Source organism: Haladaptatus sp. T7 (assembly GCF_026008575.1).
Classification (GTDB): domain Archaea; phylum Halobacteriota; class Halobacteria; order Halobacteriales; family Haladaptataceae; genus Haladaptatus; species Haladaptatus paucihalophilus.
On the sequence record NZ_BROP01000007.1, the window covers coordinates 119,269 to 131,903 of the forward strand.

Genomic DNA, 12,635 nt, shown 5'->3' on the forward strand with positions numbered 1-12,635 from the left:
CGCCGCTCATGACGCATCGGACTCATCGCTTTTCACCTCGTTTCAGTTCCACGACGAGGCCGTCCGGACCGCTTCGAACCGTGATGAGCGCCGGTTCACGACTCGACCAGTTTCCGCGCACGGTCGCCACCCGCGACGGAAGGGCGAGTCGCACGCTCGAGTTCAGTCGGTCGTTCGGGTGGTCGAGCGTCAGTGTTGTTCCGTCGGCTCGAATGGTGTACCCACGTCCGCGAACCGTTTCGGGCAACGAAACGCTGGTTCGAACGTCGACGTTCGTTCCGACCTCGGGAACCGCCTGTTGGATTCGCTCGGCCGACTTCGACAGCACGCGCTGTCCCATCTCGTCGCCGACGGCCGTTCTGTACTTGGGAACGACGCCGCCGTACAAGGTGGTCGTCAGCAGGCCGACATACAGCACGACGAGTCCGGCTTCGAGCACCTTGCCGATGACCGGGCTGACCGCCCGGTCGTCCGTTTCGTTCACCCCGTCGTCGGCGCTGCGCGTTCGTTCGTCCATCACAGCACCTCCATGTGCATGTCGTGGACGACGAGGTAGCAGAACCGCGTTCCGGGGTATCGCGCGACGACGCTCGGAATCCCGTCGCCGTCGAAGTCCCGAGTCGTCGTCGTGGCGTTCTGCCGCTCGAAGTAGCGACCCCACGCGTCGGGCGTTTTCGTCTCCACCGCGACCCGGTAGGTTCCGTTGCCGAGCGCCGTTCGGTCGTGCGTGACGTTCGTGCGGACGACCGCTGATTCGCCGCGCTTCGATACGACCGTCCGACCGGAGGCGTTGAGTTTCGCGGCTCCGACGACGAGGACGCCACCGCGTTCGGACGACGTGATCGGTGGTCGGGCGTCCATCCTCCCGGCGTCGCCCGTTCCTTGGACGACCGCTCCGGCGAGGTCGGTGACGCGTCTGTCGCCGTTCGTGAAGACGAGGGCGTCCACGCGGACGACTCGGACGGTCCCCGATTCGTTGAGAACGCGAAGTTCCCGGGGCTCGGTCGTCAGTGCTCCTGCCGAAAACGCCACGCGACCGCGATGGATGCCGGTCACTTCCACCGGGTCGAGTGCCCGATTCATATCCGTAGCGACCCGCGCCGCGTCCGCCGTCGCGGCGTTGCTCTGGACGACCATCCCGACGCTCGCCGTCAGCGACGCGAGCGAGAGCATGACGACGCCGAGCAGGAGGGCGACGCCGATGACGTTGGACTGCCCTCGGGCGTTCGACTTTCCGGGGGCGTTCGACTCGCCGCGGGTCATACCATTCCCACCCCCGCGAAGACGAAGTACGCAACCGCGACGAGCGCCGCCGAGTGGAGCAGCGCCTCGTAGAACCCACGGCTGGCGTATCCCGCGAACCAGCCACACGCGAGCATGGTCGCTTGGGTGACGACGTAGAACCGATGGCGGTCTTGGGCGGGTTGCACCGCGTGCGGGTCGAGCGCGAATCCGGCGCTGGACGAGGAGACCGCCGACAACTGCGAGAAACTGTCGAGCACGTAGGCGTTGACCGCGACCATGATGCCGACGACGAGCAGTGCGGTCATCCATCCCACGACGACGTACACGAGCATGTTCGACCGGAGCGATTTCTTCTGGTGGTAGAGCCGCCCGATTTCGACCTGTAGCGTGTCGAAGACTGTCTCGGTGTCGCCGCCGACGTCCAGCGTCCCGGTGACGAGGCCGATGGTTTGGTCCGCGAGCGGCGTCCCGACGTCCTCGACGAATCGAGAGAGGGCGTCGCGTCGGAGGTCGCCCTCGCGGCTGGTGAGATTCGAACTGAACGCGAGGTCGTTGACGTTCGGCTGGAGCGCGCCGAGGTCCACGTCCCGCGCGACGCGCTCGACGGCCGTGGAGAAGGGTCGGCCGAGGCTGACGTGACTCGATACGGCGTGCACGAAGTCCTTTATCTCCCGGTCCTTCGCGTCGTCGCGGCGGGAGCGGCGAACCGACACCACCCCGACCGGAAGCGCGAACGCGACGTACGAGAGGAGAACCGTGTTGACCGGCGTGTACTCCAGATACCAGAGAAGCCCACCCACGGCGACCGTCGCCGGGGCGAGGACGGCGGCCGTGTTCGCCGGATTGATGAGGACCGTGCGGAACAGGTCCGAGACGCGGTTCGAGCGCGAGTGAGTCGGCGGGGATTGGTCCACCGGACGGAGCGAAGACACCAGCACCGCCGCGCCCGCTCCGATGACGAGGATGAAGGCGCCGCTCGCGTAGACGATGAACGTTCGGACGGAAAACCCGCCGAACGGTGGCGGGGCCGGTTTTGATAATCCCGGCGCGAGGACGCTCATCACCGTCAGCACGATGACGAGCAGCGCCGGAACGACCAGCAGGACGATGAACATCTCCGCCAACAGTTCGAGGAAGTCCTGTGCCTGTTCGTGCGACCGCGACTGCCTGTGGCTCAGCATCCGTCCCTCCATCTGGAGGTACTGCTCCAGTGCGTCCGGTCCCTGTTCTGCGTGTTCGCGGAACTTGAGTAAAAACGGCGCGAGCACGTCCCGCGACGGCGTGTCGCGGGCGACGATTCGCAAGCCGTCATCGACGCTGCCAGTCAGCGCGGCCTTGTTCAACACCTTCCGGAACGCGACCGCGGTTTCGCCGTAGGACTCCTCGCGGTCGGCGACTTTTCGGAGCATCGCCAGCAGGTCGTCGCTCCCGGACGACAAGGCCCGGAGATAGCGCACCGCACCCGGAAGCGTTCGCTCGATGTTCGACCGGCGGGCGCTCGCCGCCCACCCGAGATACAACCCCCCGAACCAGACGGAAACTCGCTTTCCGACCGCCGCACAGCAGAGCGCGACCCCTGCCGCCGCGTACACCCGTGGAACTCGCGGAACCGGGACGTACTCCACGACCGGAACGCCGCCGTGGAGGAACGACGCGAACTGCGCCAGAACGGTCGGCGGAATTGCGAGCGTGAGGAGGAGTACCCACGCGAACGTTCCGAGGAACACGACCCACGAGAGGCCATAGATTCGTGAGAGGAACACGTCGAAACTGGCGTTCACGTCGGTCGCGCGGTACCGCTTTCTGTTCCGGTCGTGTCGCCGCTGGTCGGCGTGGCGGGAGAACAGCGCGTAGAGCGCGCGGTCGAGAAGGCCGAGCGACGATTCGAAGGTCGTCGTTTTCGAAACGTCTCCGGTCGATTCGGTCGTGAGGCTCACCCGCGCACCTCCCGCGAAACCCGTTCCACCGTCGCCGCTTCGTTGTTCTGGAGGTCGGCGAGGAACGAGAACAGTTCGTCGAAGTCGGTCACGCTCTCGCGCTCCAGATACTGCACGTAGCGGTGTTTACGGTGGAACTCGGCCTCGACTTCCTCGACGCTCCGGTCGGTGCGGTGGGCGAGGCGGTGGAAGAACCGAAAGCCGATGTTCCGCTCCTCGTCGCCGTGGTGCGGGTGATCGTACTTCGTCTGGAACGACCCGTCGTGCTCCCGCCACGCGAGGGCGTTCCAGTGAATCGTCGTGCCGTCCTTCGTGACCGTTCCACAGCGGCCGTCCAGTTCGGCCAACTCGTCCTCGGTCACGAGTTCCACGACTTCGCCGACGTAGCGCTCGCCGTCCACGTTGCGGGGGAACACCACGAGGTCGATTTCTTGGAGGAGATAGGAGGAAAGCCCCTGTTCGACCACCCGGTTGACGAGTTTCTCGATGTTCTCTGCGTGGGTCGTCCCGAGGAGGCCGTGGCCCGTGTTCAGCGATTCGGCGAACGTCCGGAACGAAGCGGGGGTGTTGATTTCCGCGATGACCTCCACGTCCGGGTTGAGGTAGTTGCACTCGGTCATCAGGTCCGCCATCGTCACCCGCTTGTAGTCGTTCTCGTGGTCGCGGGTGGTGAGCGAGACGCCCGTTTCGTGCGGCAGGCGCACCTCGCGGGACCCCTCGTCGATGCTGATGGGGCGGTCGCGGTACGGGATGAACGGCATGTGCGCGTTCATGAGGGTCGTCTTCCCGACCCCCGTCTGGCCCGAGAACAGCGCGACGCCGTGGTGTTCGTACAGCTGCCAGAGCAGGGTGACGATTTCGGTCGAGATGCTGTCGGCGTCGAGCAGGTCAACGGGGGTCATCGTGTCCGGTGCCTGCTTCCGAATGGAGATGTGCGGACCGTCCTCCGAAATGACCGGGAGGGCGACGGCACAGCGGATGGTCTCCTCGTCGGCCACGCCGTCGAGCGAGAGGTTCACCTTCGCGCTGGGGTTGCTGGCGTTGAGCTCCACGCCGTCCGAGGCGGCCATCTGGGTGACGACGTTGACGAACGCCGATTCGTCCTCGAACGCGAGGTTCGTCGGGATGCGCTCACCGTGGCCGATGGCGCGGCCGCGGGGAACGACCTTGATTCGCTCGCCGACGCGATTCGCCTCGATGTCTTCGAGCAGACCGTCCCGGATGGGTATCGTCAGCTTTCCGTGCCCGACGTAATCGCGGAGGACGTAGTACACGAGGTCGGTGAGTCGGTCGTCCGAGAAGCGGTGGTCCACCGGCGGAACCGCGAGGTCGTACTCCGCGAGTGCGGTTCGAACGCGATACTTCGCCGCGTCGAACCACGCGCGGGTGTTCCGGGCGGTGAGACGCCGCGAGAGGAACTGCGTCGCCCGCGAGCGGACGAACGCGGCGCGGTCGTCCACGATGTCGCCGACGTGCGTTTCCCAGATGCGGTCCTTACACTCCTCGATGAGGCGGTCGTCGTCCGGCAGGAGGTTCGGTTCGAGGACGGCGTACTTCGTGGCGAACGAATCCGTCCCGAGCAGGTGCTCCTGATAGATGACGACCGGAATTCGAAAGTCCCGGAAATCGACCGTGTGCGTCTCGATTCGCTCGCTGGCGAAGCGAGCCAGATAGTCGGCGTCGGCCGGGAGGTCCGTGTCGGCGGGTGCGTAGTCCTCGGTGTGGACGACGAGGTGGTCTCCCGCGGCGTCGGCGACTTCTATCTGGTCGTCCAGCGCCAGCGGCGTGAGTCGCCCGAGACAGAGCAACTCGGCCAGCGCGTGATACTCGACCCGGCGACGGGCCGAATGTGAGAGATCTGTCAGCCGGTCGATGGCGCGTCGGTACTTCGGTTCGAACCCCTGCTCGACGCACTCGACCGCCCCCTCGCGGGTGAGCGGCCGTCGAAGGTTCGCGGTGGCGAAGTACTCTCGAACCCGGTCGAGCGCGTTCTCGTCCGTCGTGCCGAGTGCGGGCGTTCGAACGTCGTATCGGAACCCGTCGTCCGTCTCCCGAACCGTAGCGACCACGCCGGGGTGGAGTTCGCGCTGGTCGCGCACGTCGGGTGCGTACCACGCATTGGAGTCGTCCGGCGGAATCGGCGGGGGAACCGCCTCTGTCTCTGGTGTGTCATAACCTGTCGATATACTCAAAGATGACATGTCGTTATGAGTATATTCGGTCACCCATTCTGATTTAAACCTTCGGAATCAGACACATCATATAAAAATCACAGTCCGTATATTTATGTGCGGTAGTCGCACAACGCTACGCTCTCCACGAAATTTCCATTTTGAAACTTCAGCATTGGTCACGATTTCAACATCAGTCTCGACTTCAGCATCAGCAGCAGCGAACACTTCGGGTACGTAGTCAGCGCGCACCGAAAGGAATAGACGCCTGCTTCGAGTGGCTACGACGTATGCGCTTGGCACGGATACGGACCGCGGATGGGGTGCTGACTGGTGAATACGAAGACGGGACGGTAGACACCGGCTCCGAGTCGTACCTCGTCGGTGACGACGCCGAACTGCTCGCTCCCTGCGAACCGTCGGCGCTGTACTGCGTCGGGCGAAACTACGCGACGACGAACGACCAGATGGGGTACGAGCAACCCGAGCGTCCCGACTGGTTCATCAAGCCGCCGGTGTCGGTTCTTCCGCACGGAGCGGCACTACCGTATCCCGACTGGACGAGCGAACTGACGTACGCCGGAGAACTCGCCGCCGTTATCGACGGTCGATGCACGAACCTCGACGTTGGCGACGTGGACGACGCGGTTCGCGGATACACGATACTAAACGACCTCGACGCCCTCGACCAGGACGGACGAACCGCCCGGAAAGCGTTCGACGGGTCGGCTCCGTTGGGTCCGTGGATCGAGACGGAGTTGGACCCCTCGGACGTCGAGATGACGACGCACGTCGGCGGCGACCTTCGTCAGGAGGCGAACACTTCGGAAATGCTGTTTTCCCCGCGCGAAGTCATCGCGTTCCTCTCGGAGCGGTACACGTTCCAACCGGGCGACGTCGTTTCGTTCGGCAGTCCCGCCAACCCCGGTCTCGTTCGCCCCGGCGAGGCGGTCGAAATCCGATACGACGGTATCGGAACGCTCCGAAATACGATCGTCGACGCGGACTAATCACGCGAGAACCGGCGTATCGACGGCACGGAGACGCCGAGAGAATCGAACTACCAGCGCCCGGATATTTATTATCTATGCGGATGGAAATCAGTGTATGTATCCCACTGTGGGAGACACTCTCTCCCTATCGGCCGAGAAGAACCCGGACCGCACCGCACTGGTGTACCCGCGAAAAGACCAATCCTGGACGTATCGTGAGTTCGACGAGCGAGTGAACCGACTCGCCAACGCTCTCTCCGAACGCGGTGTCGAGAAGGGAGATCGCGTCTCGACGCTCCTGTTCAACACCAGCGAACTGGTGCTCACGATGTACGCCGCCTCGAAACTCGGTGCGGTGTTCAACCCGCTCAACTTTCGCCTGCCCGCCGGGGAGGTGACGTACATCCTGAACGACGCCGAGAGTTCGGTACTCGTCTACGAATACGCGGTGGCGGAGGTTGTCGAGACGGCCAGAGACGACCTGAAAACGGTCACGGAGTTCGTCCACGTCGATGACCCGGACGCGGACACGTACTTCTACGACCTGCTCGCGGACCAATCGGCGGCCGAACCGAACGCGGACGTCTCGGATGAGGACGACTACATCGTCATGTACACCAGCGGAACCACCGGGCGGCCGAAGGGCGTCGTCCACGCTCACCGAGACATGATAGAGCACAGCATGTCCGTTCTCGTCGACCAGCAACTGACCCGAGACGACGTCGGCCTCTCGGCGGCACCGCTCTATCACTCCGCGGAACTCCACGTCTTCCTCATTCCGCGGATTCACGTGGGCGCGACGAACGTCATCCAGCACGCCTTCGACCCGGAGGAGACGCTCTCGATGCTCGTCGAACACGACGTGACGGTCCTGTTCGGTGCGCCGACGATGTGGCTGGCGATGCTCCAAGCGAACCCGGAATCCTACGACCTCTCCGCGCTCCGATTGGGCGGGTACGGCGGCGCGAGCATGGCACCGGCCACCATTCGCGACGTCCACGAGCGAATCGGCTGTGACCTCATCCAGTACTACGGCATGACCGAACTCGGTCCGGCGGTCACGGTGCTCTACCCGGACGAGCAACTGGAGAAGGCGGGCAGCGCCGGGATTCCGATACTCAACCACGACGTTCGCGTCGCCCGTCTCGACGCGGACGGAAACGCGCTCGCGCCGGACGAAGAAGCGCCCACCGGAACCGTCGGCGAAATCATCGTTCGGGGTCCGGCGTTGATGCGAGAGTACTGGAACAGTCCCGAGAAAACCGACGCGGCCATCCGCGACGGGTGGTACTACTCCGGCGACCTCGGCTACGCCGACGAGGACGGCTACGTCTGGGTCAAAGACCGCGCGGACGACATGATAATCAGCGGCGGGGAGAACATCTACCCGCGGGAGGTCGAAGACACGCTCCTCGAACACCCCGACGTGATAGAGGCGGCGGTCGTCGGCACGCCCGACGACGAGTGGGGCGAGAAAGTGGTCGCGTACGTCGCCGCCGAGTCGGGGACGACCGCGGAAGCGCTCGATTCGTTCCTCCTCGGGAACGACGACCTCGCCGACTTCAAGCGGCCGCGCGAGTACGCCTTCGTCGACGAACTGCCGAAGACGCCCAGCGGGAAGATTCAGAAGTTCGAACTCCGGGAGGACGACGCGTAAGGGCGAGGATTGGAACGTAATCGTCAGGAGGTTCGGTGTCCGTTCGGAGTGCCGTCAGTCGTCTCTCTCCGCAGATTCCGTGACCGTGCGTGATACCCAGCCGCCAACGATTGCACAGAGCGCCGCACCGAACCCATTAATCGCCATCACGAAGACGACCCACAGCGCTCCGACGACGACCGCAAACCCTTGGATGTCCAACGACGCCGAAATCTCCGAGGCGACGAAGTTCACGGAGGTCCAGAAAACCGGTAGGCTACCGACGACCCCCGTTCGAAAGCCAGCACGTCCCACCGACCTCGATTGCGTTTCATAGTACAGCCCTGACACGAACCCTGCTACGAGCACCGGACTCATTTCGAGTGAGGACGGATGTGACGTCAGCACCATCGTGAAGGGTATCGAAGCGAGACCGAGGAGGATATCTACTCCGATACGTCCACGTAGCCAGCGAGAAAATCCATCGGTATTAGCAGTCATCACACTTTCTGAAAATAATATTTCATATTCCATATTAAATATAATCCGGATTCTAAAACGGCTGATTAGCAAGTGTTCGAGATTGGTAGACTTCGTTCAATAGGCAGTTCTCAGTGTCGTTTTGCGACGTTTACCGTTCGCCAACGACTCCCATTCCACTGGCACACGCTCAAGTAGCTCCAGTGTCGAGAGTAGAACATATCTATGCTCGAAGTGGAAAACCTCCGGAAGGAATACGGCGACTTCACGGCCGTCGAGGGGAGCAGTTTCTCCGTCTCCGAAGGGGAGGTGTTCGGGGTCATCGGCCCGAACGGCGCGGGGAAGACGACGACCCTGAAGATGCTCGCCGGACTCATCGAACCGACCGCCGGGACCGCGCGGGTCGCGGGCTACGACGCGCAGGACCCCGAGATGCGGACCCAACTCGGATTTCTCCCCGAGGAGTCGCCGCTGTACGAGGACATGACGCCGCTGTCGTACCTGTCCTTCTTCGCCGACCTCTACGACGTGCCGAGCGGCGTCGCCGACGAGCGGATTCACCGCACGCTGGACCGCCTCGAACTCGACCACCGCGAGCGACGACTGGGGGATATGTCAAAAGGAATGCGGCGGAAGGTGGCCATCGCCCGCTCGCTGGTCAACGACCCGGCGGTGCTGATTTACGACGAACCGGCGAGCGGGTTGGACCCGCTCACGACGAACTACATCATCGAGTTCACCCGCGAGTTGAGCGACTCGGGGAAAACCGTCGTCTTCAGCGCGCACAACCTGTTTCACGTCGAGAGCATCTGTGACCGCATCGTCGTGATGAACAACGGCCGAATCGTCGCGGGCGGGAGCGTCGAAGACCTCCGCGAGGAACACGGCCGGACCGAGTACCACGTCTCCACGACGGTCGAGGTGGCCGACGCGGTGCGGGAGAACGGAACTTACCGCCGCGTCGTCGAAAGCATGGACGCCGTGGCCGAGACGCGGGAACGCGCGGAAGCGGCCGGGGGGAGCGTCGTGGACATCGAGACGCGCTCGCCCAGTTTGGAGGACATCTTCCTCGATTTGGCGACCGACGCGCCGGACGTGGAGGGGCGTCCGTGAAGCGCCGCAAGACGCTCCGCATCGCACGCTGGGAAGTGAGCAAGAACGCGGGACAGTTCGACCGGCGGACGCTCGCCGTCGTCGCCGTCGTCCTCCTGTTCGTCGCCGTGCTGACCCCGATGGTCGCCAGTCGGGGGAACACCGTGGACGACGGCATCTACCGCGTCGGCGTCAGCGAGGACAGCCAGTACTACGGTCCGGTCACGACCGACCCGACGTTCGTGGCCGTCGAACCGACCGCGGAGACCTACGAGTCGGGCGAATTCGACGTGTTCGTCTGCACCGGTGATGCCGTTCCGAACTGTCCTCGGGACGCGCTGCGTTACAAGGATTCGCCCAAAGGCAAGGCGACGCTCGCCGAACTGCGGACGACGGTCGAGCGGTACAACGACGAACGGATGGCCGAAGAACCGGACCGCGCCGCCGCGTTTCCGGTGAACGTCACGCTCCGGTACGTCCAGCAGAACGCCACTGCCGGTGCTCCCGGAGCGGGAAAAAGTGGAGCAAGCGGACCCGGCGCGGGTGACGGAATCACCACCCGCACCACGACGGCGGGCGAGACGCGCCTCGGCGGAAGCGACGGTGCCGGAACGGACGGAACGGGCGGAAACGATGCGGGCGGTCGGGGCGGGTCGGCGAACGGGTCCGTCGCGGCCCCGTCGGTGGGTGCCGGGTCGTCCATCTTCGTCGATAACGAGCGGCAGGGGACTCCTTCGGACATCTCGCCGCCGTTCCCGTTCGAGTCGCTGGTGCTCGCGTTCGCGTTCATCCTGCCGATGAACTTCGTGATTCAGGCCTACGCGAGCAGCGTCATCGAGGAGCGCATCAACGACCGCGGCGAGTTGCTCCTCGTCTCGCCGGTGTCCCGCGGCGACATCATCGTCGGCAAGACTCTACCGTACTTCGTCGGCATGGTCGCCATCGCAACGGTGACGGCGGTCGGTATCGTGCAGTTCACCCCTAACGTCGGTACCGAACCGCTGGCCGTCGCGGGTGCGGTGGTGACGGCAGTGTCGGCGGTGATCCCCATCGCGCTGTTGTTCCTCGCCAGCGCGTTCGTCGGCGCGATGTTCTCCCGGTCGTTCAAGGAACTCACGTTCGTCACGGTGTCGCTCAGCGTCTTCCTCACCTCCTACGCGTTCGTGCCGTCCGTGTTCACCGACGTGCATCCCATCGCGTCCATCTCGCCCCTGTCGCTGGTGGTTCGCGTCCTGCAGGGCGAGTCGGTCGCGCTGGGACAGTACGCCTTCTCGACGCTGCCGCTGTTTCTCACCGCGGGTGTGTTGTTCGCGCTCGGCGCGGGCGTCTACCGCGAGGAGGACATGTTCACCCAGCGCCCGGTGACGCTGAAGGCGCTCGACGCGCTCGACAGCCAACTTCACGGGATGCGGAGCGTCGCAAAATGCAGCGCGCTCTCGATTCCGTTCGTCTTCGTGGCCGAACTGCTCGCGGTGGCGCTCCTCTTCGCGCTCCCCGTGGACCTCTCGATTCCCGTGTTGCTCCTCGCAATCGCGTTCATCGAGGAGGTCGCAAAGAGCGTCCACGTCTACGCCGGGTTCTCCCACTCGCGGTTCGACCGCTCGCTTCGGACGGTGGGGAGCCTCGGTCTGCTGAGCGGCTTCGGCTTCTTCGTCGGCGAGAAACTGACCGCCATCGCCCAGTTGGTCGGGCTTCCGAACCTCGAACTCGGACGGGCGGCGTTCGGTGCTGCCACCGGTCTCGGCGTGGACGCCTCGCCGCTCGTCTTGCTGGGCCTGCTGTTCGCGCCGCTCGCGCTCCATTCGGTCACGGCGACCGTCACGGCCTACGGGGCCAGCAAGGATCGAAATTGGTACGCGTGGACGCTGGCCGTCACGACGCTGGTTCACGCCGCCTACAACCTCACGGTGGTGAACGCCCTTGGATAAACGCCTCACCGTTGCGCGGCGGGAGTTGGCGTCGCTCAGGAGCGAGAAGACCATCGTGCTGGCGATACTGATCCAGTTGCTCATCGCGGCGTTCTCGTCGTTCCTCGCGGTCGGACTGGTGTCGATGTACGACCCCGGGTCCGCCTCGAACGGCTTCGTCGTCTCGTTCGGCGTGACGGGGGACGCGAGCGCCGACCTCGCGCCCGTCCTCGCTTCGGACGATAGCTGGGAGGCGGAGCACTACCGGACCCAGCGCGCCGCGATGCGCGACTTCCGGTCCGGAAGAATACACGCCGTCCTCGCCGTCGATCGCACCGCGGACGGAAGCGTCCGCGTGACCGCCATCGCCCCGGATGGCAACATCAAGACGACGCTCGTCGTGACCCAGATAAAGGAGGTACTCGACAAACTCGAACGCCGCGAGCGGGCGCGGTTCGCCTCTCGACTCGAACGGTCGCCCGTCGCGCCGCCGCCCGAGACGGGTGCGAGTCCGTACTTCGGGTTCACCTACACGGTGCTCATCCCGCTGTTGATGTTCCTCCCGGTATTCATCAGCGGGAGCGTCGCCGTGGACACCATCGCCGAGGAGTACGACCGCGGAACCCTCGAACTCCTCCGCGTGACGCCGCTGACCGGCGTGGACATCGTGGACGGCAAACTGCTGGCGATGGGAATACTCGCGCCCGTGCAGGCCGCGGCGTGGTTGGTGCTCCTCTCGTTTAACGGGACCAACGTCGCCAACCCGCTCGAAATCGTGGCGCTCGTCGCGGCCTTCTCGGTCGCCATCGTCGCTATCGGCGCGATACTCGCGTTGCGGTTCCGCGACAGAAAGCAGGCCCAGTTTCTGTTCTCGATGGCGATGCTCGTCGTCTTCAGCGGGACGTACCTCCTGCCGGAAGCGCCCGCGAACACCGTGGCGAGGCTCGCCATCGGCAGTCCGACGCCGTTTACCCACGCGATGGTGGCGCTCTATTTGGCGTGTTCGCTCGCGGGCTACGCGCTGGTCCGCCGGGTCGTCGGTGTCCGGGGACTTTTGACGACCGCGTGAGTGCGGTGCGTCGGAGAATTCAACCGAGACGGAAATTTTCACCGCCCAACAAATCGCGGAGGGTACAGTGTCGAATCTCGGAGATACTATCCATATATAGTATTTT

The 12,635-nt window shown here is 64.4% G+C and carries 10 protein-coding genes; 5 read left to right on the top strand and 5 right to left on the bottom strand.

Going from position 1 to position 12,635, the window contains the following annotated elements; translation table 11 throughout:
- Positions 1 to 22: 22 nt before the first annotated feature.
- From OPC11_RS17830 to OPC11_RS17845, 4 genes are read right to left on the bottom strand one after another with little or no spacing between them, the layout of a single operon-like run.
- Positions 23 to 517, bottom strand: coding sequence for a hypothetical protein (locus OPC11_RS17830; protein WP_007981879.1), 495 nt, complete (start codon positions 515 to 517; stop codon positions 23 to 25).
- Entirely contained in the window at positions 517 to 1,263 is a 747-nt protein-coding gene (locus tag OPC11_RS17835; protein WP_264782819.1) for a hypothetical protein, read from the bottom strand. Before OPC11_RS17835 ends, OPC11_RS17830 begins: the two co-directional genes overlap by 1 nt.
- On the bottom strand, positions 1,260 to 3,182 hold the full coding sequence (locus tag OPC11_RS17840; protein WP_264782820.1) for a type II secretion system F family protein: 1,923 nt from the start codon (positions 3,180 to 3,182) through the stop codon (positions 1,260 to 1,262). The genes OPC11_RS17835 and OPC11_RS17840 overlap by 4 nt, the downstream gene beginning before the upstream one ends.
- Positions 3,179 to 5,368, bottom strand: coding sequence for a type II/IV secretion system ATPase subunit (locus tag OPC11_RS17845; protein WP_264782934.1), 2,190 nt, complete (start codon positions 5,366 to 5,368; stop codon positions 3,179 to 3,181). Before OPC11_RS17845 ends, OPC11_RS17840 begins: the two co-directional genes overlap by 4 nt.
- A 275-nt stretch (positions 5,369 to 5,643) precedes the next feature.
- Here OPC11_RS17845 and OPC11_RS17850 point away from each other — a divergent pair, with 275 nt between their 5' ends.
- Complete coding sequence (locus OPC11_RS17850; RefSeq protein WP_264782821.1) at positions 5,644 to 6,363, top strand: fumarylacetoacetate hydrolase family protein; 720 nt, start codon at positions 5,644 to 5,646, stop codon at positions 6,361 to 6,363.
- Positions 6,364 to 6,460: 97 nt separating this feature from the next.
- Positions 6,461 to 8,002: a long-chain-fatty-acid--CoA ligase gene (locus OPC11_RS17855; protein ID WP_264782822.1), complete on the top strand. Its 1,542-nt coding sequence runs from the start codon at positions 6,461 to 6,463 to the stop codon at positions 8,000 to 8,002.
- Positions 8,003 to 8,056: 54 nt separating this feature from the next.
- Here OPC11_RS17855 and OPC11_RS17860 read toward each other — a convergent pair whose 3' ends face one another.
- A complete protein-coding gene (locus OPC11_RS17860; protein ID WP_306421031.1) occupies positions 8,057 to 8,515 on the bottom strand; it encodes a DUF5518 domain-containing protein in 459 nt (152 codons plus the stop codon).
- A gap of 171 nt (positions 8,516 to 8,686) precedes the next feature.
- On the opposite strand from OPC11_RS17860, the gene OPC11_RS17865 reads away from it, so the two are divergent.
- From OPC11_RS17865 to OPC11_RS17875, 3 genes are read left to right on the top strand one after another with little or no spacing between them, the layout of a single operon-like run.
- Positions 8,687 to 9,574 carry an ABC transporter ATP-binding protein gene (locus tag OPC11_RS17865; RefSeq protein WP_264782823.1) on the top strand — a complete coding sequence of 296 codons (888 nt, stop codon included), beginning with the start codon at positions 8,687 to 8,689 and terminating at the stop codon, positions 9,572 to 9,574.
- Positions 9,571 to 11,481 carry an ABC transporter permease subunit gene (locus OPC11_RS17870; RefSeq protein WP_264782824.1) on the top strand — a complete coding sequence of 637 codons (1,911 nt, stop codon included), beginning with the start codon at positions 9,571 to 9,573 and terminating at the stop codon, positions 11,479 to 11,481. Before OPC11_RS17865 ends, OPC11_RS17870 begins: the two co-directional genes overlap by 4 nt.
- The gene (locus OPC11_RS17875; RefSeq protein WP_264782825.1) at positions 11,474 to 12,529 is read left to right on the top strand and encodes an ABC transporter permease; all 1,056 of its coding nucleotides are present in this window, start codon (positions 11,474 to 11,476) and stop codon (positions 12,527 to 12,529) included. Before OPC11_RS17870 ends, OPC11_RS17875 begins: the two co-directional genes overlap by 8 nt.
- Positions 12,530 to 12,635: the final 106 nt, after the last annotated feature.

What these genes read in the sequence shown, in the direction of transcription:
- OPC11_RS17830 (WP_007981879.1), bottom strand. Translation starts at nt 517, where the DNA reads ATGGACGAACGAACGCGCAGCGCCGACGACGGGGTGAACGAAACGGAC.
- OPC11_RS17835 (WP_264782819.1), bottom strand. Translation starts at nt 1,263, where the DNA reads ATGACCCGCGGCGAGTCGAACGCCCCCGGAAAGTCGAACGCCCGAGGG.
- OPC11_RS17850 (WP_264782821.1), top strand. Translation starts at nt 5,644, where the DNA reads ATGCGCTTGGCACGGATACGGACCGCGGATGGGGTGCTGACTGGTGAA.
- OPC11_RS17855 (WP_264782822.1), top strand. Translation starts at nt 6,461, where the DNA reads ATGTATCCCACTGTGGGAGACACTCTCTCCCTATCGGCCGAGAAGAAC.
- OPC11_RS17860 (WP_306421031.1), bottom strand. Translation starts at nt 8,515, where the DNA reads ATGGAATATGAAATATTATTTTCAGAAAGTGTGATGACTGCTAATACC.
- OPC11_RS17865 (WP_264782823.1), top strand. Translation starts at nt 8,687, where the DNA reads ATGCTCGAAGTGGAAAACCTCCGGAAGGAATACGGCGACTTCACGGCC.